General features: G+C 69.9%; 20 protein-coding genes and 1 pseudogene. 12 read left to right on the forward strand and 9 right to left on the reverse strand.

Features of this window, described 5'->3' with window-relative positions; genetic code table 11:
- Nucleotides 1-328: 328 nt before the first annotated feature.
- The 4 genes from xdhA (at nucleotide 329) to U4Y91_RS12410 (ending at nucleotide 5,501) form a co-directional block, all read left to right on the forward strand.
- Entirely contained in the window at nucleotides 329-1,873 is a 1,545-nt protein-coding gene (xdhA, locus tag U4Y91_RS12395; RefSeq protein ID WP_321805294.1) for a xanthine dehydrogenase small subunit, read from the forward strand.
- Nucleotides 1,874-1,891: 18 nt separating this feature from the next.
- Entirely contained in the window at nucleotides 1,892-4,255 is a 2,364-nt protein-coding gene (gene xdhB, locus U4Y91_RS12400; protein WP_321805295.1) for a xanthine dehydrogenase molybdopterin binding subunit, read from the forward strand.
- Nucleotides 4,256-4,339: 84 nt separating this feature from the next.
- Nucleotides 4,340-5,002: a xanthine dehydrogenase accessory protein XdhC gene (gene xdhC, locus U4Y91_RS12405; protein WP_321805296.1), complete on the forward strand. Its 663-nt coding sequence runs from the start codon at nucleotides 4,340-4,342 to the stop codon at nucleotides 5,000-5,002.
- 97 nt (nucleotides 5,003-5,099) lie between these two features.
- Complete coding sequence (locus tag U4Y91_RS12410) at nucleotides 5,100-5,501, forward strand: polyketide cyclase (protein ID WP_321805297.1); 402 nt, start codon at nucleotides 5,100-5,102, stop codon at nucleotides 5,499-5,501.
- A gap of 54 nt (nucleotides 5,502-5,555) precedes the next feature.
- On the opposite strand, the gene U4Y91_RS12415 is transcribed toward U4Y91_RS12410, so the two are convergent.
- The 3 genes from U4Y91_RS12415 to U4Y91_RS12425 form a co-directional block, all read right to left on the reverse strand.
- Nucleotides 5,556-6,503 carry a LysR family transcriptional regulator gene (locus U4Y91_RS12415; protein ID WP_044844124.1) on the reverse strand — a complete coding sequence of 316 codons (948 nt, stop codon included), beginning with the start codon at nucleotides 6,501-6,503 and terminating at the stop codon, nucleotides 5,556-5,558.
- Nucleotides 6,504-6,572: 69 nt separating this feature from the next.
- Nucleotides 6,573-7,211 (reverse strand): 2-hydroxychromene-2-carboxylate isomerase, encoded by a 639-nt coding sequence (locus U4Y91_RS12420; RefSeq protein WP_044844125.1) that lies wholly within the window; start codon nucleotides 7,209-7,211, stop codon nucleotides 6,573-6,575.
- Nucleotides 7,212-7,318: 107 nt separating this feature from the next.
- The gene (locus U4Y91_RS12425) at nucleotides 7,319-8,773 is read right to left on the reverse strand and encodes a TAXI family TRAP transporter solute-binding subunit (protein ID WP_321805298.1); all 1,455 of its coding nucleotides are present in this window, start codon (nucleotides 8,771-8,773) and stop codon (nucleotides 7,319-7,321) included.
- A gap of 452 nt (nucleotides 8,774-9,225) precedes the next feature.
- Between U4Y91_RS12425 and U4Y91_RS12430 the strand changes: the two genes are divergently transcribed.
- Together U4Y91_RS12430 and U4Y91_RS12435 are read left to right on the forward strand one after the other, a co-directional pair.
- Nucleotides 9,226-9,591 carry a BON domain-containing protein gene (locus tag U4Y91_RS12430; RefSeq protein ID WP_321805299.1) on the forward strand — a complete coding sequence of 122 codons (366 nt, stop codon included), beginning with the start codon at nucleotides 9,226-9,228 and terminating at the stop codon, nucleotides 9,589-9,591.
- Nucleotides 9,592-9,842: 251 nt separating this feature from the next.
- Nucleotides 9,843-11,922 (forward strand): annotated as a pseudogene (locus U4Y91_RS12435) (3-hydroxybutyrate oligomer hydrolase family protein).
- Between the two features lie 374 nt (nucleotides 11,923-12,296).
- Here U4Y91_RS12435 and U4Y91_RS12440 read toward each other — a convergent pair.
- The 6 genes from U4Y91_RS12440 to U4Y91_RS12465 all read right to left on the reverse strand — a co-directional run bounded on the left by U4Y91_RS12440 (nucleotide 12,297) and on the right by U4Y91_RS12465 (nucleotide 18,106).
- Nucleotides 12,297-13,085, reverse strand: a complete 789-nt coding sequence (locus U4Y91_RS12440) for a sulfite exporter TauE/SafE family protein (RefSeq protein ID WP_321805300.1) — start codon at nucleotides 13,083-13,085, stop codon at nucleotides 12,297-12,299.
- Between the two features lie 295 nt (nucleotides 13,086-13,380).
- The gene (locus U4Y91_RS12445) at nucleotides 13,381-14,820 is read right to left on the reverse strand and encodes a DHA2 family efflux MFS transporter permease subunit (protein ID WP_321805301.1); all 1,440 of its coding nucleotides are present in this window, start codon (nucleotides 14,818-14,820) and stop codon (nucleotides 13,381-13,383) included.
- 127 nt (nucleotides 14,821-14,947) lie between these two features.
- On the reverse strand, nucleotides 14,948-15,682 hold the full coding sequence (locus U4Y91_RS12450) for a DsbA family oxidoreductase (RefSeq protein ID WP_321805302.1): 735 nt from the start codon (nucleotides 15,680-15,682) through the stop codon (nucleotides 14,948-14,950).
- Between the two features lie 126 nt (nucleotides 15,683-15,808).
- The gene (locus U4Y91_RS12455; protein ID WP_321805303.1) at nucleotides 15,809-16,054 is read right to left on the reverse strand and encodes a hypothetical protein; all 246 of its coding nucleotides are present in this window, start codon (nucleotides 16,052-16,054) and stop codon (nucleotides 15,809-15,811) included.
- Between the two features lie 298 nt (nucleotides 16,055-16,352).
- Nucleotides 16,353-17,147, reverse strand: a complete 795-nt coding sequence (locus U4Y91_RS12460; protein WP_321805304.1) for a transcriptional regulator — start codon at nucleotides 17,145-17,147, stop codon at nucleotides 16,353-16,355.
- Nucleotides 17,144-18,106, reverse strand: coding sequence for an ornithine cyclodeaminase family protein (locus U4Y91_RS12465; protein ID WP_321805305.1), 963 nt, complete (start codon nucleotides 18,104-18,106; stop codon nucleotides 17,144-17,146). The genes U4Y91_RS12460 and U4Y91_RS12465 overlap by 4 nt, the downstream gene beginning before the upstream one ends.
- 379 nt (nucleotides 18,107-18,485) lie before the next feature.
- On the opposite strand from U4Y91_RS12465, the gene U4Y91_RS12470 reads away from it, so the two are divergent.
- The 6 genes from U4Y91_RS12470 (at nucleotide 18,486) to U4Y91_RS12495 (ending at nucleotide 25,244) form a co-directional block, all read left to right on the forward strand.
- The gene (locus tag U4Y91_RS12470; protein ID WP_321805306.1) at nucleotides 18,486-19,265 is read left to right on the forward strand and encodes an ABC transporter substrate-binding protein; all 780 of its coding nucleotides are present in this window, start codon (nucleotides 18,486-18,488) and stop codon (nucleotides 19,263-19,265) included.
- A 67-nt stretch (nucleotides 19,266-19,332) separates the two neighbouring features.
- Entirely contained in the window at nucleotides 19,333-20,577 is a 1,245-nt protein-coding gene (locus tag U4Y91_RS12475) for an FAD-dependent oxidoreductase (RefSeq protein WP_321805307.1), read from the forward strand.
- A 479-nt stretch (nucleotides 20,578-21,056) separates the two neighbouring features.
- On the forward strand, nucleotides 21,057-23,258 hold the full coding sequence (locus U4Y91_RS12480) for a hypothetical protein (RefSeq protein ID WP_321805308.1): 2,202 nt from the start codon (nucleotides 21,057-21,059) through the stop codon (nucleotides 23,256-23,258).
- 271 nt (nucleotides 23,259-23,529) lie between these two features.
- Nucleotides 23,530-23,889 (forward strand): hypothetical protein, encoded by a 360-nt coding sequence (locus tag U4Y91_RS12485; protein WP_321805309.1) that lies wholly within the window; start codon nucleotides 23,530-23,532, stop codon nucleotides 23,887-23,889.
- A 54-nt stretch (nucleotides 23,890-23,943) separates the two neighbouring features.
- Nucleotides 23,944-24,459, forward strand: coding sequence for a sigma-70 family RNA polymerase sigma factor (locus U4Y91_RS12490; RefSeq protein WP_044846302.1), 516 nt, complete (start codon nucleotides 23,944-23,946; stop codon nucleotides 24,457-24,459).
- Complete coding sequence (locus U4Y91_RS12495) at nucleotides 24,459-25,244, forward strand: anti-sigma factor family protein (RefSeq protein WP_415750458.1); 786 nt, start codon at nucleotides 24,459-24,461, stop codon at nucleotides 25,242-25,244. Before U4Y91_RS12490 ends, U4Y91_RS12495 begins: the two co-directional genes overlap by 1 nt.
- Nucleotide 25,245 lies beyond the last annotated feature (1 nt).

Raw genomic sequence — 25,245 nt, forward strand, 5'->3', positions numbered from 1 at the left:
AACGGAACGGAAAGCGGCGAAAAACGGAATCGGGATTTTCCCATGGAACCGGTTTTCACGCAGGTACCATTTAGTTAATCGCGCCCCCTTTTCGACGCCGAAGAATGGCTGACGGACCGCTGCGGGCCGGCCCGGAACCCAGGCCGGGCAAGGCGCCCGGCGCCTGCCGGGCGGCCCCGGCGCGCATATCGCGGCAGTTATATGCGCCCCATGCGTGATGGGCTATGGGTTGCGGAATTTGATGGTGATAGCGTGCAAACTGTCAGAGAAACGTCGGTCGAGCGCCCCGCGCAGGCCGCCTTGCCCCCACCGGAAGAACGATAGAGACATGAGTGAGCCGATCCGCTTCTACCATCGTCACGCGGTCCGCGAAGTCAGCGGCGCGGACGTCACCCGCACCGTGCTGCAGTACCTGCGCGAGGATGCGCACTGCACCGGCACCAAGGAAGGCTGCGCGGAAGGCGACTGCGGCGCGTGCACGGTCGTCGTCGGCGAGCTGACCGACACGGGTACGGTCGCGTTCAAGGCCGTCAATGCCTGCATCCAGTTCCTGCCCACGCTCGACGGCAAGGCGCTGTTGACGGTGGAAGACCTGCGCCAGCCGGACGGTTCGCTGCATCCGGTGCAGCAGGCGATGGTCGATTGCCACGGTTCGCAATGCGGGTTCTGCACACCCGGTTTCGTGATGTCGATGTGGGCGCTGTACGAGAAGCACGGCCACGAAGGCTGCGCCGGCACGTGCGCGAAGGCGAAGGACGTGCCGACGCGCACCGAGATCGCCGATGCGCTGACCGGCAACCTGTGCCGCTGCACCGGCTATCGCCCGATCGTCGATGCGGCCGTGCAGATGTTTGATGCGCCGGCGCCGGCGGCACCGGTCGACACGGCCGCGCTGGCCCGCACGCTCGCGTCGCTCAAGCGTGACGACACGTTCGACTACACGACGCTCGACGGCGCGCGCTTCGCCGCGCCGCGCACGCTCGACGCGCTGGCCGCGCTGAAGGTCGAGCGCCCGGATGCACGGCTGCTCGCCGGCAGCACCGACATCGGCCTGTGGGTCACCAAGCAGATGCGTCGCCTCGACGACCTGATCTACGTCGGCCAGATCGCCGAACTGCAGCACATCGCGCACGGCGACGACTGGATCGAGATCGGCGCGGGCGTGACGGTCGAGGACGGCTATGCGGCACTCGCCGGCACGTATCCGGAATTGACCGAAATGTGGAAGCGCTTCGCGTCGCTGCCGATCCGCAACGCGGGGACGATCGGCGGCAACGTCGCGAACGGCTCGCCGATCGGCGACTCGATGCCGGGCCTGATCGCGCTCGGCGCGCGGGTCGTGCTGCGCGGCGGCGACACGGTGCGCGAGCTGCCGCTCGAGGCGCTCTACACCGGCTATCAGCAAAAGGACATGGCGCCGCACGAATTCGTCGTCGGCCTGAAGGTGCCGACCCGCACCGGCGCGCGCGCGAAGCTGCAGTTCCGCACCTACAAGCTGTCGAAGCGGTTCGACTCCGACATTTCGGCGGTGTGCGCGGCGTTCGCGTTCATCGCGGACGGCGAGCTGATCCGCGAGCCGCGCATCGCGTTCGGCGGGATGGCCGCGACGCCGAAGCGCGCGACGCATACGGAAAGCCTGCTCGACGGCGCGCAGTGGCACGAAGCCACCGCGCAGGCCGCGATGCAGGCGCTCGAGCGCGACTACCAGCCGCTCACCGACATGCGTGCGACGAGCGCGTATCGCCTCGATACCGCGAAGAACCTGATGTACCGATTCTGGCTGGAGACGCGCCCGCACGACCCGCTGCCGCTGCAAGCGCTGAACGTGCGTGAAGTGGCCGCCGAAGTTGCCAACGACGCGGCGCGCGTCTGACGAGGGAGAACACCGAACATGAACCAGCAAGCAGAACCGTTCCTGAACACCCTCGACCCGCAGGCCGACGCCGCGCAGGTGCACGTCTCGCGCGCGCACGAATCGGCCCACCTGCACGTGAGCGGGCGCGCGACCTACACCGACGACATCCCGCTCGTCGCGGGCACGCTGCACGCGGCGCTCGGGCTGTCCGCGAAGCCGCACGCGAAGATCGTGTCGATGAACTTCGACGCGGTGCGCGCAACGCCCGGCGTGGTCGCCGTGTTCACGGCCGACGACATCCCCGGCGTCAACGATTGCGGCCCGATCATCCACGACGACCCGGTGCTCGCCAAGGGCATCGTGCAGTTCGTCGGCCAGCCGATGTTCATCGTCGTCGCAACGTCGCACGAAACCGCGCGGCTCGCCGCGCGCCGCGCGCAGGTCGCCTACGAGGAACTGCCCGCGATCCTGACCGCGCAGGACGCGCGCCGCGCCGAAACCTACGTGATCCCGCCGCTGAAGCTCGCGCGCGGCGACGCTGGCGCGCGGCTCGCGGCCGCGCCGCATCGCGAGTCGGGCGAGATGCTGCTCGGCGGCCAGGAGCAGTTCTACCTGGAAGGGCAGATCGCATACGCAGTGCCGAAGGACGACGACGGGATGCACGTGTACTGCTCGACGCAGCACCCGAGCGAGATGCAGCATCTCGTCGCGCACGTGCTCGGCGTCGCGTCGCACAACGTGCTGGTCGAATGCCGCCGGATGGGCGGCGGGTTCGGCGGCAAGGAATCGCAGTCGGGCCTGTTCGCATGCTGCGCGGCGCTCGCCGCGTGGAAGCTGCTGTGCCCGGTGAAGCTGCGTCCGGACCGCGACGACGACATGATGATCACCGGCAAGCGGCACGACTTCCATTACCGCTTCGACGTCGGCTACGACGACGACGGCCGCCTCGACGGCGTCGCGCTCGACATGACGTCGCGCTGCGGCTTCTCGGCGGACCTGTCGGGCCCGGTGATGACGCGCGCGGTGTGCCACTTCGACAACGCGTACTGGCTCGGCGACGTCGCCATTGCCGGCTACTGCGGCAAGACCAACACGCAGTCGAACACCGCGTTCCGCGGTTTCGGCGGCCCGCAGGGCGCGTTCGCGATCGAGTACATCCTCGACGACGTCGCGCGCGCGCTCGGCCGCGATCCGCTCGACGTGCGCTACGCGAACCTGTACGGCAAGACCGAGCGCAACGTGACGCCTTACGGGCAGACGGTCGAGGACAACGTGCTGCACGAACTGCTCGGCGAACTCGAGTCGACGAGCGACTACCGCGCGCGGCGCGCGGGCGTGCGCGAATTCAACGCACGCAACACGGTGCTGAAGAAGGGCATCGCGCTCACGCCGGTGAAGTTCGGCATCGCGTTCAACGTCACGCACTTCAACCAGGCCGGCGCGCTGGTACACATCTACACCGACGGCTCGGTGCTCGTGAACCACGGCGGCACGGAGATGGGGCAGGGGCTCAACACGAAGGTCGCGCAGGTCGTCGCGCACGAGCTCGGCATCCGCTTCGGCCGGATCCGCGTGACGGCGACCGACACGAGCAAGGTCGCGAACACGTCCGCGACGGCTGCGTCGACGGGCTCCGACCTGAACGGCAAGGCCGCGCAGGATGCGGCGCGCCAGCTGCGCGAGCGCCTCGCGGCGTTCGCGGCGAAGCAGTACGGCGACGGCAAGGTCGATGCGGCCGACGTGAAGTTCGGCAACGACTTCGTGTGGATCGGTGGCGCGAGCGTGCCGTTCGGCGAGGTGATCGCGAAGGCGTATCTCGCGCGCGTGCAGCTGTGGTCCGACGGTTTCTACGCGACGCCGAAGCTGTACTGGGATCAGTCGAAGCTGCAGGGCCGGCCGTTCTACTACTACTCGTACGGCGCGGCCGTGTCGGAAGTCGTGATCGACACGCTGACGGGCGAGATGCGCACGCTGCGCGTCGACGCGCTGCATGACGTGGGCGCATCGCTGAACCCGGCGCTCGACATCGGTCAGGTCGAAGGCGCGTTCATCCAGGGGATGGGCTGGCTCACGACCGAGGAGCTGTGGTGGAACAAGGGCGGCAAGCTGATGACGCATGCGCCGTCCACGTACAAGATCCCGACCGTCAACGACACGCCGCCCGAATTCAACGTGCGGCTGTTCCAGAACCGCAACGTCGAGGACAGCATCCATCGTTCGAAGGCCGTCGGCGAGCCGCCGCTGCTGCTGCCGTTTTCGGTGTTCTTCGCGGTGCGCGACGCGATTGCCGCGGTCGGCGACTACCGGGTGAATCCGCCGCTCGACGCGCCGGCCACAGGCGAGTCGATCCTGCGCGCGGTGAACGCGGTGCGTGCGGCGAGCGCCGCGCGGGCAGGCTGAGATGAAGCGACCCCCACGCTCACTTCGTTCCCGGCCCCCCGTGGCGGCAGTCAGCCTCCTTGGAACGGCCCGGCGGAGGCTGACATGAACGGGCCCGCTCGTTCGCTGCGTGCCGCGCCGCATGCGCCCGTCGCCGGGTGCGACGGCGCGTGCGGCACCACGCCCGCGCAGACGTTCGCGCCCGGCACCGGCCGGCGCAACCGCGCGGGCGCGCCGCCGCCGCCGATGCACATCGTGCTGTTCGGCGCGGGGCACGTCGGTCATGCGCTCGTCACGCTGCTCGGCGCATTGCCGTGCGTCGTGCAGTGGGTCGATACGCGCGACGAGCTGTTCCCGGACGAATGTCCGCCGAACGTGCAGCCGGAGCCGACCGACATACCCGAGGCCGTCGTCGACGCGGCGCCGCCCGGCGCGTACTTCCTTGTGATGACGCACAACCACGCGCTCGACTTCTCGCTCGCCGCGCAGATCATGCGGCGGCGCGACTTCGCGTACTTCGGGATGATCGGTTCGCGCACCAAGCGCGTGAAGTTCGAGCGCCGGCTCGCCGCGCGCGGCGTCGATCCGGCGCGGCTCGCCGAGATGGTGTGTCCGATCGGCGTCGCGGGCATCGTCGACAAGGCGCCCGGCGCGATCGCAGTGGCCGTCTGCGCGGAACTGCTGCAGGCCCGCTCGGGCATGCCGGTGGCCGATGCGAAGGCAGCCGCGGCGGGGCGCTTGCGCGACGACGCGCGCTGCGCGCGGTAGCGATCAGGGCCGGCACGCCCGACCCACATCCGCGCGTTTTTGCCTACACTGCACGGATCGCGCGGCAGCGGGCCGCGCGTCCTTTCGTGCAGGCACCATGTCCGATCATCAGGTCTATCTCGAAGCGCTCGATGCGAGCCTCGTCGTCATCGAGCGCTGGCTGTCCGGCGCCGATACTTCCCCCGCGGCGCTCGATGCGCTGCTCGCGTCTTTCTCCGCCGAATTCACGATGATCATGACCGACGGTCGCGCGTTCGACCGCGATGACACGCGCGCGCTGTTCGCGAAGCTCGGCGGCGCGAAGCCGGGGTTGCGCATCACACTGTCGGACATCCGCGTGCTCGCGGCAGACGCGTCGCATGCGGTGCTCACCTATCTCGAAGCGCAGCAGGCGGCGTCGGGCGAATTGCCCGCGCGTCGCGCGACCGCCGTGTTCGCGCGCGACGCGGCAGGCGTCGTGCGCTGGACCCATCTGCAGGAAACCTTCTGCACGGCCTGAGCGGCCGCGCCGCGTGATCGTGCGCGGGCGATTCCGTGCGGGTTCAGCGCCGCTTCAGCGCTTGCGGCCGCGTGCGGCCGTCAGCTCGTCGGACACGCTCTGCATCAGCGCACACAGCCACGCGATGTCGGTCGGGCGATCGGGGTGCGGGTGCGTGAGCAGGTAGCTCTTGATGCGCGGGAACGGCACGGGCGGCGCGACGACGACGAGCGGTAGCAGCTGCGCGTAATGCGTCGCGAAGCGGCGCGTCGTCGTGAAGATCAGGTCCGACTGCAGCAGCACCTGCGGCACGATGCCGAAGTACGGCAGCGTCGTCACGATCCGTCGCGTGAGACGGGCGCGGGCGAGGCCGATCTCGATCGCGTTGCGCTTGTCGCCGGTGTACGGCGTCGGCGCGACGTGCGCGGCCGACGCGTACGCTTCGCGCGTGAGCGGTTCACGGGCGAGCGGATGCGCGTCGCGCATCAGGCACACGATCGTGTCGGAGAACAGGTCCTGGCGCGCGAACCGAGGGTCGGGCTTCGGCCAGTTGCCGATCACGAGATCGAGCGCGCCCGATTCGAGTGCCTCCGCATGATCGAGCGCGGGATTCAGCGAGTCGATTTCCAGATGCGCATGCGGCGCCGCGTCGCGAAAGCGCTCGATCAGCGTCGGCATGAAGAAATCGTTCAGGTAGTCGGGCGCGGCGACGCGGAACGTGCGCCGCGCGGACGATGGATCGAAGTCGCCGTGCGGCGTTGCGATGAAGTCGACCTCGCGCAGCGCGCGCGACGCGGCACCGAGCAGCGACGCGCCGTACTCGGTCGGCACCATCCCGGATTTGCCGCGCACGAGAATCGGGTCGTTCAGCGTCTCGCGCAGCTTGCGCAGCGCGGTGCTGATCGCGGGCTGGGTCTGGTTCAGCCGCAGCGCGGCCTGCGTGACGCTGCGCTCGAGCAGCAGCGTGCGCAACACACGCACGAGCCAGATATCGAGCGAGGCGGTACGGTCGTCGTCTTCCATCGGCGAGCGGTGATTCGGGAGAAGCGTAACCTTACCGCAGCCGCACGTTGCCGTGCGTGATACCGGCCATCACGTGCGCCCCTTCGGCAGCACGCTGATCCGCTTGACCTCGCGCGACTCGAGCCAGTTCGGCGTGCGCGCGCAGTACAGCACCATCGGCAGCGCGTCCTCGCCCCAGAACAGCTGCTGGTTCATCCAGAAGGTCGGTACGCCGAACACGCCGAGCGCGATCGCATCGTCGGTGTTGCGGCGCAACTGCGCGCTCGTCTCCTCGAATTCGATCAGCTCGTCGCCATGCCCGACGCCGACGCGCTCGCACAGCGCCGCGAACCCGTCCGGCGTCGACGGATCGTTGCCGTCGTGCCAGATGAAGCGGAACATTTCCAGCACGGTCGCGATGTCGGCGCGCAACGCGATCGCGAGGCGCAGCACCTTGTCGGAGTCGAACGGATGCGCGGGCGGCATCTTGAAGCGGATGCCGAGCTGTTCGGCGCGAAACAGCGCGTGGCGGTACGTGAACACGCGCTTGGCCGGCACGTCGGCGCTCGGGCGCTGCCCCCAGTGGCGCTGCAGGTCGGGCAGCGATACGGCGACGGGGTCGAACGGCACGTCGGGCCACTTGTCGTGCTGTTCGAGCAGCAGGTAGGAGAACGGCGACACGAAGTCGAAGAACCAGGCAGGCTGGGCAGTGTCGAGGCCGGTTGTCATGGCGATCTCCAGAGGGTGGGGCGTGCGCGCCTGGCGGCGGCCTTCATGTTACGTGGCGGCGCGCGGATGCAACCGCGCGGATGCAGCAATGATCGCGGATCGGCCGCTCATGCGGAACCGGGAGTCGCCCGGGGGGGCTCGCCGGCTGGCGGCGCCGCCGCGCCGTCGCGCGCCGCTGCACGGCCGCCGGCGCCGGGTGTGCCCGGCGTGACCGATGCGGCGTCGTGGTCGTGCGCGGTGAGCCGCTCGCGCACGAAGCCGATGTGCTCGCGCAGCACGTAAAACTGCCCTGCGTACGCGAGCGGCATCTTCATCCGGTTCACGGCTTCCTCGATGTCGTCGAGTTCGTCGAGCAGCTGGACGCGCTCTTCGGCCGTATGCTCGCCGAGCGCGCGGCGCTCGAGCGCGATCAGCGCACCATACCAGCGGTAGATGCGCGAACGCACGCGCCAACCGTACAGCGACGGCACCAGCCGCAGCCCGGGGATCAGCACGACGATCAGCGGCACCACGACGACGAGCAGCCGGTCGACGAGACTCGCGACCCAGAACGGCAGCCGCCGGTACAGGAAGGACTTGCCCGACTTGTAATAGCGCCCCGCGTCGTCGGACAGCGGGAAGCCGCGCGTGACGGCCGATGGGAATTCGCCCGCGTGCTGCAGGATCGTCGCGTGGCCGTGCACTTCGCGCGCGGCCTCGATCAGCAGGTCGGACAGCGCGGGGTGCAGCGTATCGCGCGCGACCAGCTCGATCGTCGGCGCGACCGTGTGGATGTCGGCGGGCGGCAGGTTGCGGCCGAGATCGTAGACGCCCATCGGCAGCGTGATCGCGGTCAGGTACGGAAAGCGCCGCGCGTAGGCCTCGGCTTGCGTGAACGAGTACACGTGCACGCCGGGCGCGCGGAACAGCTTCGCCATCACCGGGATCTGCGTCGAGTCGCCGGACAGGAACGCGGCGTCGATCTTGCCGTCGAGCAGCGCGGCCGCGGCGTCCTCGCCGGCCGTCGGCAGCAGCTCGGTCGAGCCGCCCGGCACGATGCCGTTCATCTTCAGCAGCGCCAGGCTCAATTCGCGCGCGCCGCTGCCTTCCGCGCCGAGCGCGAGCCGCTTGCCCTTGAAATCGGACAGGCGCGCGACCACCGGCCCGCGGTACATGATCGCGAGCGGCACGTAGCCGATGCTGCCGAGCGAGACCAGGTGTTCGTCGCGCTCCTTCGGGCCGATGCCGCTCTGCACGAAGCCGACGTCGACCGGCGCGTCCGGATTCGACAGCCGCGCGAGGTTCTGCGCGGATCCTTCGGATGACTGGACGTCGAGCGTGACGCCGTTCTTCGCGAGGATCGCCTTGTATTTCTGCGCGGCGTTCCAGTAGGTGCTGCCGGGCGGGCCGGACGAAATCACGAGCGTGGACGGCGGCGCCGGCTGGATCAGCTTGACCGCGAGCCAGATCGCCGCGACCGCGAGCAGCACGGTGGGGCCGATCGACAGCGCGAGGTCGCGCCACGACACCGCGACGAAGCGGGCGAGGATGCGGCGGGGCGGGCGAGGGCGGGCTGGCTTCATGGGGTCGGCGGATGACACGGGCGTGACGCATCGATGACGGCCGTCACGGACAAGGCACGCGATGCGCGTTCTGGCGGCGATGGTACCCGGTTTCGCCCGACGTGCGGGAGTCTGGCGCCGTCGCGCGGAGGCGGACACGGGAGCGCGCAGGCGGATGGCGGGCGGCCGCGCGTCAAAAGCTTTGCGCTTCGGCGGGCGCTGGATTACATTGTGCGACGCAGCCGCGCCCGATTCGCGCGCGACCCGGCACGTTATGAGACCGGGCGCGCCCGGCCGGCGGCTGTCCGGCCCGGCCGGCCCGCATTCGCGCGCGCCGGCCGCCGGCCCGTGTCGCCTCTCTCGCATCGCCGTGGAAATCATCGGCCGTCCCGCCCGTTCGCGCGCGGGCCGGCTGCCTTTGGGGGTATCCGGCCGTACTGTGCACGGCCGTTCCGGAGTTACAAGGAGATAGCATGAAGTCGATCGTGTTGAGAGCGTTGGGTGTTGCGGCCGTGGCGGCTTGTCTGACGGGTAGCGTGTACGCGCAGTCGAGCGATGCGGCGGTCACCGAAGCGCCGGCCGCGGCAGCGAGCTCGCCGAAGGCGGCGGCCAAGACCGCGAAGAAGGCCAACCGCCAGCTCGGCTATGCGGTGCGCAAGGCCATTACGAAGGCAGGCGGCATCGACGTGGCGAACATCGTCGTGCGCTCGAAGGGCGGCGCGATCTCGCTGGAGGGCACGGTGCCCGACCAGGCACAGATCGACAAAGCGGAAGAGGCGGCGAAGGGCGTGAAGGGCGTGACGTCGGTCACGAACAAGCTGACGGTTCAGCAGCAATGATGCCGGGCGGCGGCGCGCCAGCGCCGCCGTCGTCGGGCGGGCTCCGGCATGCCGGGGCCCGTTTGCACTGTTTTCACTGAAGCGTGCCCCCGGACCTGGCGCCTCGCGCCAGGCTTCCCGACGGGGCCTTCCCCGAACCGCACTTCGTTCGGGGCAGAACACGCGGGGCGATCCGGCGTGTTCCCGATGGCCGCGGGCCGCGCACGACGCGGCGGCGGACCGATAACGATATCGATACCGAGAGGGCGGCGATGACGACGCACGGGTGGGGCAGTCGAATTCTTGTCGGCGCGGCGCTGGCCGCGGTCACGTTGCTCGGCGCCTGCAACGGCGACGAGTCGTCCGAACGCAACCGGCTGCCCGGTTTCGTGGCCGGTAGCGTGCGCACCACCGCCTATGACGGTACGAGCGACGACCTGCTGACGGCCGGTCTCGGCAAGACGGGCCTCGCCGCCGCCACCGCGCCGGCGTTCGCGAATCCGTCGCGGCCGACGAGCGCCGAGCTGCGCCGGCTCGCGATCTGGTCGAACTACCGCGCGCTCGTCGACATGAGCGCCAACGGCGGCTACGGCCGCTTCTGGGGACCGAACGTCGACCTCGACGGCAACGACACGCTCGGCGAAGGCAGGATTCCCGGCACCGAATATCTCGCGTATTCCGACGACGGCAGCGGCCGCAAGAACGTGACGCTGCTCGTGCAGGTGCCCGCGAGCTTCGACCCCGCGCAGCCGTGCATCGTCACCGCGACGTCGTCCGGTTCGCGCGGTGTGTACGGCGCGATCTCGGCGGCCGGCGAGTGGGGCCTCAAGCGCGGCTGTGCGGTCGCGTACAACGACAAGGGCGGCGGCAACGGCGCGCACGAGCTCGGCACCGACACGATCACGCTGATCGACGGCACGCTCGCCGACGCGGTGCTCGCCGGCAATGCCAGTCTCTTTACCGCCAACGTGACGAGCGGCGACCTGGCCGCGTTCAACAGCCGCTTCCCGAACCGCTACGCGTTCAAGCACGCGCATTCGCAGCAGAATCCCGAGCAGGACTGGGGGCACGCGACGCTGCAGTCGGTCGAATTCGCGTACTGGGCGCTCAACGAACAGTTCGGACCGCTGCTCGACGGCTCGCATCACGGCGTGCGCTACCGCCCGGGCGACATCACGACGATCGCCGCGTCCGTCAGCAACGGCGGCGGCGCGGCGCTCGCGGCGGCCGAGCAGGACACGCGCCGCTGGATTACCGCGGTCGTGGTCGGCGAGCCGCAAGTCAACGTGCGGATGGCGCCGAACGCGGTCGTGCGCGAGGGCGGCCAGCCGGTGCCGTCGTTCGGCCGGCCGCTGGCCGACTACGCGACGCTCGCGAATCTGCTGGAGCCGTGCGCGGCCGCGTCGTCATCGCTCGCGGGCGCGCCGTACCTGAGCGCGCTGCCGGCCGCCACCACGCAGTCGATCCGCACGCAGCGCTGCGCGACGCTCGCCGCGGCCGGGTTCGTGTCAGGGGCCGATACGCAGAGCCAGGCCGCCGACGCGCTCGCGCAACTGCATGCGGCCGGCTATCTCGCGGATTCCGACCTGCTGCAGGCGCCGATGTGGGATTCGCAGGCGATTCCGGCGATCGCGGTGACCTATGCGAACGCGTACACGCGCTCGCGCGTGACCGACAACCTGTGCAATTTCAGCTTCGCGACCATCAGCGCGGCGACGGGCGCGGTCGCGCCGCCCGCCACCTCGCCGATGCCGGCCGTGTTCGGCCTCGGCAACGGCGTGCCGCCGACGGCAGGCGTCAGTCTCGTGTTCAACACCGGCGCGGGTGTCGACCACCGGCTCGCGACACCCGATGCGAGCGCTGTGCCTGCGCCAGCTGTGGACCAACGGAATGCTCGACATGCCGGCGAACGTCGATGCGGTGCGCGTGAACGCGAACCTGCAGGGTAAGCCCGCGATCATCGTGCAGGGCCGCAGCGACGCGCTCGTGCCCGTGAATCACGCGTCGCGCGCGTACGTCGCGCAGAACAGCATCAGTGAAGGCGGCCGCAGCCAGCTCGTGTTCTACGAGGTGACGAACGGGCAGCACTTCGATGCGTTCCTGCCCGTCGCGGGCTTCGACACGCGCTTCGTGCCGGTCCACTACTACAACCTGCAGGCGCTGAACCTGATGTGGCGGCACCTGAAGAACGGTGCCGCGCTGCCGCCGTCGCAGGTGGTCCGCACGCTGCCGCGCGGCGGCACGCCGGGCGCCGCGCCGGCGCTGACGAGCGCGAACCTGCCGCCGATCTCGGCGTCCCCCGGCGCGAACGCGATCACGGCCGGCGCGGGCGCGATCGATGTGCCGCTCTGACGGCACCCGCCGCGCTGCGATACGGAAGCCGGACGGTCGTCCGGCTTTTTTATTTTCAGCGGCTGGAATCGGTCCCGCATTGTCCTTTGTTCGACGTCGCGAGCGGCTCGCGCCACCTGATGTGACGTGAAGGCGCTGCCGGGTCAGGTACGCCGGCGCTTCGCATGGCGTGTGTCGATGGCGGCGCTGTCGTCCTGCAAGGTGCCCCGGGAGTCATGGACTTCCGGGGCATTGTCCTGTCCGAGGGGGGAATCGCCGTGCCCGGAAGCCACCCGTGGCGGCATGGCGCAATCCTTGAATCAGCGACGAACGGCCCACTAACGAGGATTGGGGAGGTAGGCCGATCCTGGGGCGCGTTTTGCGCCGCACGCCGCTTACGCCAGCACGAGCCGCAAGCCGACCGCGACGAGCGTTGAGGCGAGCAGGTTGCGCAGCAGCCGCTCGGGCGCGCGCGCCGACAGCAGGCTGCCGAGCACGATGCCGGGCAGCGAGCCGAGCAGCAGCGACAGCAGCATCGACCAGTCGACCGAGCCGAGCAGCCAGTGGCCCATGCCGGCGACGAGCGTGAGCGGCACCGCGTGCGCGATGTCGGAGCCGACGATGCGGGAGGTCGCGAGCATCGGGTACAGCAGCAGCAGCACGGTGACGCCGATCGCGCCGGCGCCGACCGACGTCATCGACACGAGCACGCCGAGCACGGCGCCCGTCAGCACGGTCGACCAAAACGTGCGCGCGGGGTTCGGCGGGAGCGGATTGCGCGCGGCGAGCGCGGTCAGCTGCGGGCGGAAGATCAGTGCGAGCGACGTGAGCAGCAGCGCGACGCCGAGCACCAGCTGGATCATCCGCGCAGTGCCGGGCGAGTTCATCCCGTGCGTGTGCAGCACCCACAGCGTGACGGCCGCGGCCGGGACGCTGCCGGCCGCGAGCCGGCCGGTGATGCGCCAGTCGATCGACCCCTTCAGTCCGTGAACGAGGGTGCCGGTGGCCTTGGTCGCGGCCGCGTACAGCAGGTCGGTGCCGACCGCCGTCGCGGGGTGGACGCCGAACAGCAGCACGAGGATCGGCGTCATCAGCGAACCGCCGCCGACGCCCGTCAGGCCGACGAGAATGCCGACGAACAGGCCGGACAGGGAGTACAGCAGATCGATATGGGGAAGCGACATCGGAAGCAGGCGGTTATGCGGCGTTCGGCGGCGGCGCGCGGCCGCGGCGCGCGCATCAAAGTCTGCCATTGTCGCAAAAGTGGCGCGTCGGTGTACGACTACGTTAAAAATCGGCCGGGAAGGTCCGCCGGACGGGCCGCTCGCGGCGGGTGAAACGAACGTTTGAACGGGCGCCGGGCCGGCCGGGCGGGGCGGCGTGCCGGCGTTGCCGGGTTGCGACGCCGATGGTGGGCTATCGGGTGCGGCGCGGAGGGGCGGCGGGGCGGAGCTCGCCCCGATTCAGGCCGGACGGCCGTCAATGCGTCGCGGGGCCGACGCCCGCAACGGCGTCCTGGCGGCGGATGCGCAGCGCGAGGCCGAGCAGCCCGGCCGCGGCCGCAAATGCTGCGCCGACCGCGAACGCGGCGTGGTAGCCGCCGTTCAGCGCGTCGAGCGGCGAGGCGTGTGCCGCCGCGAGCGCATCGGTGCGCGCGGCCGCGAGGCTCGCGAGCACGGCGAGGCCGAGCGCGCCGCCCATCATGAACGCGGTGTTGACGATGCCCGACGCGAGCCCCGAATCGGCCGGGTCGACGTCGCTCATCGCGGCGAGCAGCACCGGATTGAACGCGACGCCCGCGCCGATGCCGAGCAGCGTCATGCCCGGCAGCACGTGCCAGACGAAGCTGCCGTCGGCCGGCGCGCGCGCGAACAGCGCGAGGCCGCACGCCGCGATCAGCAGGCCGGCGGCGATCGGGCCGCGGATGCCGAAACGCATCACGATCCGCGCCGACAGCCCGAGCGAGAACGCGGCCATGATCAGGTTCGCCGGCAGGAACGCGAGCCCGACCTGCAGCGGTCCGTAGCCGAGCACGCGCTGCATGTAGAGCGCGGACAGGAAGAACCACGCGAACATCGCGGCCGCCCACAGCACGCCGATCACGTTCGCGAGCGCGACGTTGCGCGCGGCGAACAGCGTAAGCGGCATCAGCGGATGCGCGACGCGCGCCTCGATCGCGACGAACAGCGCGAGCAGCACGACGGCCGCGCCGAGCAGCACGACGGTCTGGGTCGACAGCCAGCCGGCCTCGTTGCCGCCGACGATCCCGTAGACCGCGAGCATCAGCGACGCGGTCACGGTGATCGCGCCCGCGACGTCGAGCCGCGCGGCGCCGGCCGGCGCGCGCAGGCGCGGCAGCAGCGCGACGCACATCGCATAGACGGCGATGCCGATCGGCAGGTTGACGAGGAAGATCCAGTGCCACGACAGCGTGCTCGTCAAGAGCCCGCCGAGCAGCACGCCGATGCTGCCGCCGCCCGCGCAGACGAAGCCGTAGACACCCATCGCGCGCGCCCGTTCGCCCGGTTCGGTGAACAGGTTCATGATCAGCGACAGCGACACGGCCGACACGATGGCGCCGCCGAAGCCCTGCACCGCGCGCGCGGCGATCAGCATCGTCTGCGATTGCGCGAGGCCGCAGGCGAGCGACGCGAGCGTGAACACGACGAGGCCGGCGAGGAACATGCGCCGCTGGCCGTACAGGTCGCCGAGCCGGCCGCCGAGCAGCAGGCAGCCGCCGAACGTCAGCAGGTAGGCGTTGACGACCCACACGAGGGCCGTCTCGGTGAAATGGAGGTCGGTGCTGATCGACGGCAGCGCAACGTTCACGATCGTGCTGTCGAGCACGATCATCAGCACGCCGAGGCAGAGGACGATCAGCGCGTACCAGCGCTTCTCGCCGTGGATCCCGTGGGTCATGGGCTGGCAGCCTTCTCTCTGATCGTTATTTGAAAGGCTGAATTGTAGACGTCGTTCGCGTGCGCTTCCTGCCGGTTTGTGGCAGGAGCGACGCGTAGCGGCGGCGCGTGTCGCGCCGCGCCGGGCGTTATCCGCGCGGCGGCAGTTCGCAGCCGTCGGGGCCGCATGCGGCGGCGTCGTCGCCGGCGAATTCGACGATGGCGCCTTCGCGCCATGCCTGCTCGAGCGCCTGCGCGAACACGCCGGCCGGCTGTGCGCCCGATACCGCGTAGCGGCCGCCGAACACGAACAGCGGCACGCCGCGTCCGCCGATCTGCGCGGCGCGCGCGATGTCGGCCTCGACTTCGTCACGGTATGCATCACTGCGCAGCACGGCTTCGACGGCCGAGCGCTCGAGCCCCGCTTCGACCGCGAAGTCGATCAGCGCCGCATGGTCGAACAGCGAGCCGTGCTCGCAGAAATAGGCGCGGTACAGGCGCTCGGTCAGCGCGTGGGCGCGGCCGGTGGCTTCCGCGAGCTTCACGAGCCGGTGGCCGTCGAGCGTGTCGCCGACGAACGTGCCGGGCAGGTCGTAGCTCAGCCCGACGCTCGCTGCCGCGTCGGTCACCTGGCGCAACATCTGGTCGACCTGCGCGGGCGACATCCGGTACTTGCCCGCGAGCATCGCCTCCACCGGTTCGACCGGCTGACCCGGCATCAGCCGGTACGCGCGTAGCGCGACGTCGACGTGCTCCGCGTGCGCGAATGCGGCGAGCGCCTCGTCGAAGCGGCGCTTGCCGATCCAGCACCACGGGCAGATCAGGTCGGACCAGATTTCGACGGTCAGGGTCGGGCGGGCAGTCGGGGCGGGGGTGGTCGTCATGGGCGGTCCGGGGCGGCAAATAAATGTAACCGGGACTATAGCATTTTATGCTTCGACGCTTCGACGCTTCGCCGTGGCCTGGCCCGGGTGGAACGGGCCGGCCCCCTGACGTATCACGAAGCATAGTCACGGACCGCGCGAACCGGTAGCGGGGCCGATGTCAGTGACGGTGAACGGTGAACGGTGAACGGTGAACGCGAAGGCGAAGGCGAAGGCGAAGGCGAAGGCGAAGGCGAAGGCGAAGGCGAAGGCGAAGGCGAAGGCGAAGGCGGCAAGCTCGGCAACCAGCCAACCAGCCAACCAGCCAACCAGCCAACCAGCCAACCAGCCAACCAGCCAACCAGCCAACCAGCCAACCAGCCAACCAGCCAACCAGCCAACCAGCCACCCAGCCACCCAGCCACCCAGCCACCCAGCCACCCAGCCACCCAGCCACCCAGCCACCCAGCCACCCAGCCACCCAGCCACCCAGCCACCCAGCCACCCAGCCACCCAGCCACCCAGCCACCCAGTCACCCAGCCACCCAGTCACCCAGCCAACCAGCCACCCAGCCAACCAGCCAACCAGCCACCCAGCCACCCAGCCACCCAGCCAACCAGCCAACCAGCCAACCAGCCAACCAACCAGCCAACCAGCCAACCAGCCAACCAAGCCCGCAGCGCCCGCCGCTTACGCGTCGCCCTGCGTTTCCTTCAGATGCTTCAGGTGCTTGTAGACGGTCGCGCGCCCCATCCCGAGCACGTTCGCGACGTAGTTCGCGGCGCTCTTGCCGCGGAACGCGCCTTCCGCGTACAGCGCCTCGACGAGCTCGCGCCGGTGCTCGCGCGTGAGGCCGTTCAGGCCGACCTGACGGTCGCGCAGCCACCCGTGCAGGAACGTGTTGATACGTTCCTGCCAGTCGTCGCGGAACAGCTCGTCCGGTTGCGCGACGATGCCCGCGCCCTTGATGAACACGTCGAGCGTCGCGCGGACGTCGTCGAACACCGCGATGTTGAAGTTGATGCACATCATCCCGGCCGGCCGGCCTTCGTCGTCGAACAGCACGTTGCTCACGCAACGCATGCGCCGGCCGTCCCAGTTCAGTTTCTCGTACGGGCCGATCACGCGCTCGCGCGCTGAATGATCGATTTCCTCGAGCGCCGAATCGTCACCGACCTCGCGCTTCGACAGGTTGTTCGCGAGGTACAGCACGGTCTGGTCGTGCAGGTCGTGGATCACGACTTCCGCGTACGGGAAGAACAGCGCCGCGATGCCGTCGGCGATCGGTGCGTAGCGGGTGAGCAGCAGGTCTTTGACGGGGGATTGCTTCTTGCGCATCGGAATCGCCATCTCGGGTGAGCGGGGGCCGGGCGGCGCGTCGGCGCGGCGCGCCGGCGTGCCGTCGACCGGCTCGCCCGTGCGCCCCCGCGCTGCCGCCGCGGCGGTTGCGCCATTGTATCGGCCCCGCGCGCGCGTGCTGCTCATGCGCGCGTCAGATGCGTGTACAGCGCGTGAGCGATCGCGATGTCCTCGAGCCCGAGGCCGATCGAGCGGAAGAACGCGTGACGCGTGCGCGACGGTGCGGCGCAGGTGCCTGCGACGAGCGCGGGCAGGTCGCCGACGATCCGCTCGGGCGTCCAGCCGTGCCCGGCCGCCGCGATCTGCATCTCGCCCGCGCTCGCGGGCGTCGTGTGCCGGTAGTCGCAGTAGACGTCCATGTCGGGCAACCATGCGGGCGGGATCTCATGCGCGCGCGCGACGTTGGTGCTGATCGACGTGACGAGCGCGGGGCGCGTGAGCATGCCGTCGGCGAGCACCGGCGTGCCCGACGACGTGCACAACATCACGACGTCCGCGTCGCGCACGCACGCCTCGACGCTGGCGGCCGCACGGGCGCGCGGATCGATCCGCGCGAGCGTCGCCTGCAGCGCCGGGTCGCCGGCGAGCGCGGGCGAATGGACGCTGATCGATGCCCAGTCGCGCAATGCCGCCGTGTGGCGCAGATGCGCGAGGCCCACCGCGCCCGCGCCGATCACGGCGAGCCGGCGCGCGTCGCGCGGCGCGAGGCAGTCGACCGCGAGCGCCGTCGTGCCGGCCGTGCGCTCGACCGTCAGCAGCCCCGCGTCGCACCACATCAGCGGCTGGCCAGTGCGCATCGACATCAGCGCGGTCCACGCTGTGACGATCGGTTTGCCGCCCGTCACGACGTACGGCGACAGCTTCGCGCCGAACACCTGCTCGTCGGCGAGCGCGCCGAGGTACGTGATGAAATCGCCGGCCTGCTCGGGAAACAGCGTGAGGGTTTGCGGCGGCTGCACCGCGCGGGCCGATGCGAGCGACGCGAACATGCGGCGCAGCGTGCCGAGCACGTCGAGCGACGGCAGCGCCGCGCGCACCGCGGCTTCGTCGACGGTCAGCGGCAGGGTCGGGGCGGGTTGCGTCATGGAACTTCTCCGGTGGGCCGGACAGGACAGTCTCGAAAGCGGGCGTCCGGCGGTGTTCGTGATGGATTAAAAGTCTAATATAGACAAAAGAAGCCGGGTGGATTTTTCTTTTTCGGGACAGGCTCGAGCCACCGTCTGTCGAAAAAACATCGATGAATCAACGGCATTTTGCGTGATCGACGGAATCTCGGCGGGCAGCAGCGAGGCCGCGATTATCGTATCCCCTATAGTCTATAGTAGACTAAGAGTCTATATTTCGTATGCAGACCGACATGTTGCCGCCCGGCGGCCGGCATGCATCGCATGCCGATCCGGCGCCCGGCGACGGCGTCGCGCGAACGGTCTTCATCGCCTCAATCCGGAATCGAAGGACATCGTCATGAACTGGAAGCTTTCCCTCTGCGCCGTCGCGGCGCTTGCGTGCGCGGCCGTCACCGCCCACGCGGAACAGACCACGCTGCGCTTCGGGATCGAAGCCGCCTATCCGCCGTTCGAGAGCAAGACGCCGGCCGGCCAGCTGCAGGGTTTCGACGTCGACGTCGGCAATGCCGTCTGCGCGAAGCTGAACATGAAGTGCGTGTGGGTCGAGAATGCGTTCGACGGGCTGATCCCGGCGCTGCAGGCGCGCAAGTTCGACGCGATCAATTCGGCGATGAACATCACCGCGAAGCGCAGGCAGAGCATCGATTTCACGCCGGCGATCTACGTGGTGCCGATCGTGATGGTCGCGCACCGGGGCTCGCCGCTGCGGCCCGATGCCGCGAGCCTGCGCGGCAAGCACGTCGGCGTGCTGCAGGGCTCGTCGCAGGAGGATTTCCTGAAGGCGCACTGGGCCAATGCGGGCGTGGACGTCGTGTCGTATCAGGACCAGGACCAGATCTATGCCGATCTCGTCGCCGGACGTCTCGACGCGGCCGTGCAGGAAGCGCAGACCGCGCAGGACGGTTTCCTCGACAAGCCGGCCGGCCGCGACTACCAGATCGTCGGCGAGCCGTTGAAGGATCCCGCGACGCTCGGCGAAGGCACCGGCTTCGGGTTGCGCAAGGGCGACAAGGCGCTGCAGGCGAAGATTGTCGGCGCGCTCGACGCGCTGAAGAAGGACGGCACGCTGAGCGCGCTGTCGCAGAAGTATTTCAAGCGCGACATCGTCGCGAAGTAAGCCGGGCCGCGCGCCGGCCATCGTGCGGGCGCGCGTCGCATCCAATCTCGACGCGGTACGGAAAAGCATGGATTTCGACGTCATCGTTCTGGGGGCCGGCATCGTCGGCGTGTCGTCGGCGCTGCATCTGCAGGATCGCGGGCTGCGTGTCGCGCTCGTCGACCGGCGCGCGCCCGGCGAGGAAACGAGCCACGGCAATGCGGGGCTGATCGAGCGCTCGTCGGTCGTGCCGTACGCGTTTCCGCGCCGGCTCGGCACGCTGCTGCGCTACGCACGCAACCGCTCGGTCGATCTCTATTGGGACTACAAGGCCTTGCCCGCGTATGCGGGCTGGCTCGCGCGCTTCTGGCGCGAATCGTCGCCGCAGCGGCTCGCGGCCGCCGCGCGCGACATGCTGCCGCTCGTCGCGGCAAGCGTCGTCGAGCACGACGCGCTGCTCGCGCGCACCGACGCGCAGCCGCTCGTGCATGACGGCGGGTGGATCGAGGCGTTCCGTTCGCCCGCGCTGTTCGACGCGGAAACACGCGCGCAGCAGCGGGTGGCCGCCGCGCACGGGTTGCGGATGAGTGTGCTCGACGCGCGCGCGTTGCGCGAACGCGAGCCCGGCATCGGCGACGCGTTCTGCGGCGCATTCCACTGGCAGGACCCGAAGACGGTGTCGAGCCCCGGGGGCCTCACGAAGGCGTACGCGCGGCTGTTCGAGCGCGACGGCGGCACGTTCGTGCGCGGCGACGCGACGACGCTCGCGCAGGTGCGCGACGGCTGGCAGGTCGATACCGAGCACGGACCGATTGCGGCCCGTTCGGCCGTGGTCGCGCTCGGGCCGTGGTCCGATCACGTGTTCGCGCCGCTCGGCTACCGGATTCCGCTGCGCGCGAAGCGCGGCTATCACATGCATTACCGGCCGACCCGTGCGCCGCTGAACGTGCCCGTGTGCGATACCGAGGAGGGCTTCGTCGTCGCGCCGATGGAAGGCGGCCGCCTGCGGCTCACGACCGGCGTCGAGATCGCGTTGCGCGGCGCGCCGCCGACCGGCGTGCAGCTCGCGCGTGCCGAGCCGCTGGCGCGCGACGCGTTCGGCATCGGCGAGCGGCTCGATCCGGCGCCGTGGCTCGGCATGCGGCCGTGCACACCCGACATGCGGCCGGTGATCGGGCCTGCGCTGCGCCATCGCCATCTGTGGTTCGCGTTCGGCCACTGTCACCACGGGCTCACGCTCGGCCCCGCGACCGGGCGTCTGCTTGCCGAGATGATGACGGGCGCGCCGACCTACATCGATCCCCATCCGTACCGGCCCGCGCGCTTCGGCTGAGCCGGTTGCGATACGACGGCCGCCGCGCGTGCGGCCGTCACAGTTTTTCATTCGGCTGTCCGTATTGTGCGAAGGCTTGCAGTCGGAAATGATCTGCGCAATTGGCCGGAAAGAAATCGCGAAATAAGAAAAACGGAAAACGCGCGATTTATTAATGCATTTTCATGAAGATGAAATGCGACGCAGGCGGTCCGTCCGGGCCATCCGGCGACGTTTCGCAACGGACGTTCCGATGTGACCCGGGATGTACCGGAACACGTTACTTCCGGCCTCGCAAACGTTACGTTACATCCGCGCTCCTGACGCATTTATCATCAGATGATTGTGGCTGCGCGACCCGTTTATTTACCCGGAAATCCATATAAAACCGTTATTGGCTTGCAATGGGCCAACGAATGAATCCGTTTTATCCGGGTGGCACACTTCGTGCAATCCGTCCCCATGCTTTATCAACGTAGTGCCAACGAGATGGGGTAAGGATGAGACAAAACTTTAAATTGACGGGTGTGGCGCTGTCGGTCGCGACGGTGTTCGGGGTACTGGTTTCCGGTTCGGCTATCGCCGGGCCGCTCGATGCGCTGCCGATTCCGCAAGTCATCGTGAATCCGCCGACCAACAGCGTATCGATCGGGTTGGCCGCGACCGGCGCGTCGCCGCTGGGTTCGGTCACCGTGGCGACGGGCGGGGCGGGCGCGATTCAGACGTCGCTGGGCAATCCGGCGCAGGCCTTGTCGGGCGCGGTGAACGCGCTGCAGGGCGCGCTCGCCGGCGGTGGCGGCGCGGTGACGCCGCTCGCGCCGGTACAAGGCGTGGTGAACCAGGTGACGGGAGCGCTCGGTGGCGGCAATCCGGCCGGTGCGCTGACCGGGGCGCTGAATACGGCGACGGGGACGTTGAGCAATGCGGTTGGCACGGTAACGGGCGCAGTGGGGAATGTGGGCGGCGGAGCGAATCCGCTGGCGCCGGTGCAGGGCGTGGTGAATCAGGCGACCGGGGCGCTTGGTGGTGGCAACCCCGCCGGCGCGCTGACCGGTGCTCTTGGCACGGTGACGGGCGGGCAGGGTAACGTCGGCGGCGCGAATCCGCTGGCGCCGGTTCAGGGTGTGGTGAATCAAGTGACGGGTGCGCTTGGCGGCGGCAACCCGGCCGGCGCACTGACCGGCGCTCTCGGCACGGTGACGGGCTGGCTGGGTAATGTCGGCGGCGGTGCTAACCCGCTGGCGCCGGTTCAAGGCGTGGTGAATCAAGTGACGGGTGCGCTCAGCGGCGGCAACCCGGCCGGCGCGCTGACCAGTGCTCTCGGTACGGTGACGGGCGGGCTGGGTAACGTCGGCGGCGCGAATCCGCTGGCGCCGGTTCAGGGTGTGGTGAATCAAGTGACGGGTGCGCTTGGCGGCGGCAACCCGGCCAGCGCGCTGACCGGCGCCCTCGGCACGGTGACAGGGGCGCTCGGTAACGTCGGCGGCCCGAACCCGCTGACGCCGATCCAGAACGTCGTCGACCAGGTCACGGGCACGCTGGGCAGCGGCAATCCGGCCGGTGCGCTGAGCAACGCGGTCAATACGATCACGGGGACGCTCGGCAACATCGGCGGCGCGTCGAGCCCGCTGGCACCGGTGCAAGGCGCCGTCACGCAACTCGCCGGCACGCTCGGCAATGGCAACCCGGCCAGTGCACTGACGGACGCCGTGAACGTGGTGACGGGCGCGCTCGGCAACCTTGGCGGCACGAACCCGCTGGCGCCGGTACAAGGCGTCGTGAACCAGGTCGTCGGCACGCTATCGGGCGCCGGCGGCGGCAGCCCGATCGCGCCGATCACGAACCTCGTCAGCGGCCTGCAGAACGCGCTGCCGACGGGCGGCAACGCGGCCGGCGCGCTGGCCGGTGCGCTCGGTTCGGTGACGGGCGCGCTCGGCAGCCTCGGTAGCACGAACCCACTGGGCCCGGTACAAGGCGTCGTGAACCAGGTGGTCGGCACGCTCGGCGGCAGCAACCCGGCGGGCGCACTGAGCAACGCAGTCAACTCGGTGACGGGCGCACTCGGCAACCTCGGCGGCTCGAACCCGCTGGCGCCGGTACAGGGCGTCGTGAACCAGGTGGTCGGCACGCTGGGCGGCAGCAACCCGGCCGGCGCACTGAGCAACGCAGTCAGCTCGGTGACGGGCGCCCTCGGCAGCCTCGGCGGCACGAACCCGCTGGCGCCGGTGCAGGGCGTCGTGAACCAGGTCGTCGGCACGCTGTCGGGCGCAGGCGGCAGCAGCCCGATCGCGCCGATCACGAACCTCGTCAGCGGCCTGACCGGCGGCAGCAACCCGGCCGCCGCGCTGACCAATGCGCTCGGTTCGGTGACGGGGGCCCTCGCGAACGGTCCGGCGGCCCTCGGGCAGGCGGCCGGCGCGTTGTCGGGCGCGGCCGGTTCGACGGCTGCAGCGGGCGGCAGCCTGCTCGGCTCGGGCGCGAGCGCGGCGGGCAGCACGGCGAGTGCAGCCGGTTCGCTGCTGTCGACGGGCGGCAACGCGACGGCGACGGTCGTCAATGCGGCCGGCACGACGCTGGGCACGGCGCTGGGTTCCACGCCGAGCCTGTCGGTCACGCCGCACTCGGGCAACAATTCGGCGAACAACCCGCTCGCACCGGTGTCGACGCTGCTGCAGGCGGTGACGGGCGCATTGCCGAGGTAACCGGCCGGAGCGCGCGGCGAATCGCCTGCCGCGCACAACGGGTCGCACAACGCGGCATGGCAGCAATGTCATGCCGCGTTTTCTTTGGGTTCCCGATCTATTTCATGGGAGGAATGGGCACTGTATTGCGGGGCGGAATGGAATAACCGGCCGGATTCGTCCGTTTACTTACCGAGTCGCGGCGCAGCCGGACAGCGGGATAATGGTCATGACGTAGTCGACGTCCCGTCCGGCGCCGCCGTGCCGCGATGCCATGCAAAGGAGAACGGGAATGAAGACGATGCTGTTCGCCATCGCGCTGACGGCCGCGATCGCGCGGCCCGCGGCCGCCGAGCCGCCGCAGGCCGGTGACGGGAAACTGGTCGACGAAGATCACATGACGCTATACGTGTTCGATCACGACGCGCCGGGCAAGAGCACGTGCACCGGCACCTGCGCGGCCAACTGGCCGCCGGCGCTCGCCGACGGATACGACAAGGCGTCGGGCGCACTGAGCCTCGTCACGCGCGACGATGGCAAGAAGCAATGGGCGTACCGCGGCCGTCCGCTGTACCGCTGGAAGATGGACCGCAAGGCCGGTGATGCGGGCGGCGACGGCGTCGGCGGCATGTGGCACGTCGCGCGCCCCTGAGAACGGACTGACGGACTGACGGGCTGACGGCGCGGCGACGCGCAAGGCATCCGGATGAGCTACGAATCGGACCTGCTGGTGTGGCTGCCGCATCTCACCCGGTATGCGCGCGCGCTGACGGGCGACCGGGCCTGGGCGGACGATCTCGTGCAGGACACGCTCGAGCGCGCGCTGAACCGGCCGCCGCGTGACGGCGGCAACCTGCGCGCGTGGCTGCTGACGCTGCTGCGCCACCGGTTCATCGACCAGTTGCGCGCGCGGCGCGAGATCGCGGTCGACGATGCTACCGCGCCGTGGCAGACGATGGCCGCGCCGAACGACGAGATCGGCGGCCTGCTGCTGCGCGACGTGCAGCGCGCGCTGTACCGGCTGCCGGTCGAGCAGCGCGAGGTGCTGCTGCTGGTCGCGCTCGAGGAGTTGAGTTACCGCGACGCCGCACAGGTGCTCGGCGTGCCGGTGGGGACGGTGATGTCGCGGCTGTCACGGGCGCGTGAACAGATGCGTGCGCTGCTGTCCGGCGAGCCGCCGGCGCACGGCGCGGCCGCGTTACGGGTGATCGGGAAGACATGATGGACGACGACGATCCGCGCAAACCTTCGAACGATCGGGACGATGCCGTGTCGGCCCAGCTGCTGTCGGCGCTGCTCGACGGCGAGCTGTCCGGGCAGGAGCGCCGCGAGGTGCTCGAGCGGCTGCAGTCCGATCCGCGGGAGGCCGACCGGTTCGCGCATTACGGCGCGCAGCGCGATGCGTTGCACGCGCTGTTCCCGCTGCCGGCTGCCGCACCCGCGCTGTTCGTGCAGCGCCGCGCGCCGCGCTGGCGTGGCCTTGCCTATGCGTTCGCGGGGCTGGCGGCCGGGCTGGTGATCGGCATCGCGCTGCACGCGGGCTGGACGACGTTCGGCGCTGAGCCGGCATTCGCCGCACGCGCGGACGTCGCGTACGCCGTGTATGCGGCCGAGCGGGAGCACCCGGTCGAGGTCGACGCACGCGATCCGGCGCGCCTTGCCGCGTGGCTGTCCGCGCGTCTCGGGCGGCCCGTGCGTGCGCCGTCGCTCGACGAATACGGCTATGCATTGCTGGGCGGCCGGCTGCTGCCGGGCGACGCGGGGCCGGCGGCGCAACTCGTGTACCAGCGCGCGGACGGCAAGCGCGTGACGCTCTACATGACGGCCTACGATGCGCGGCGTTTCGCGCCCCGGGCGATGTCGGCCGACGGCCGCCATACGTATTTCTGGTCGGATCGCGGCATGGGTTATGCGCTCTCCGGGCGCGCCGACGAACGACGCCTGCGCGAGCTCGCGATCGAAGCATGCGGCGCGCTCGGCGGGCCGACCGACGCGTGGAAGGGATGAA

It is taken from the genome of Burkholderia sp. BCC1993 (assembly GCF_905339865.1).
In the GTDB taxonomy this organism is placed as follows: domain Bacteria; phylum Pseudomonadota; class Gammaproteobacteria; order Burkholderiales; family Burkholderiaceae; genus Burkholderia.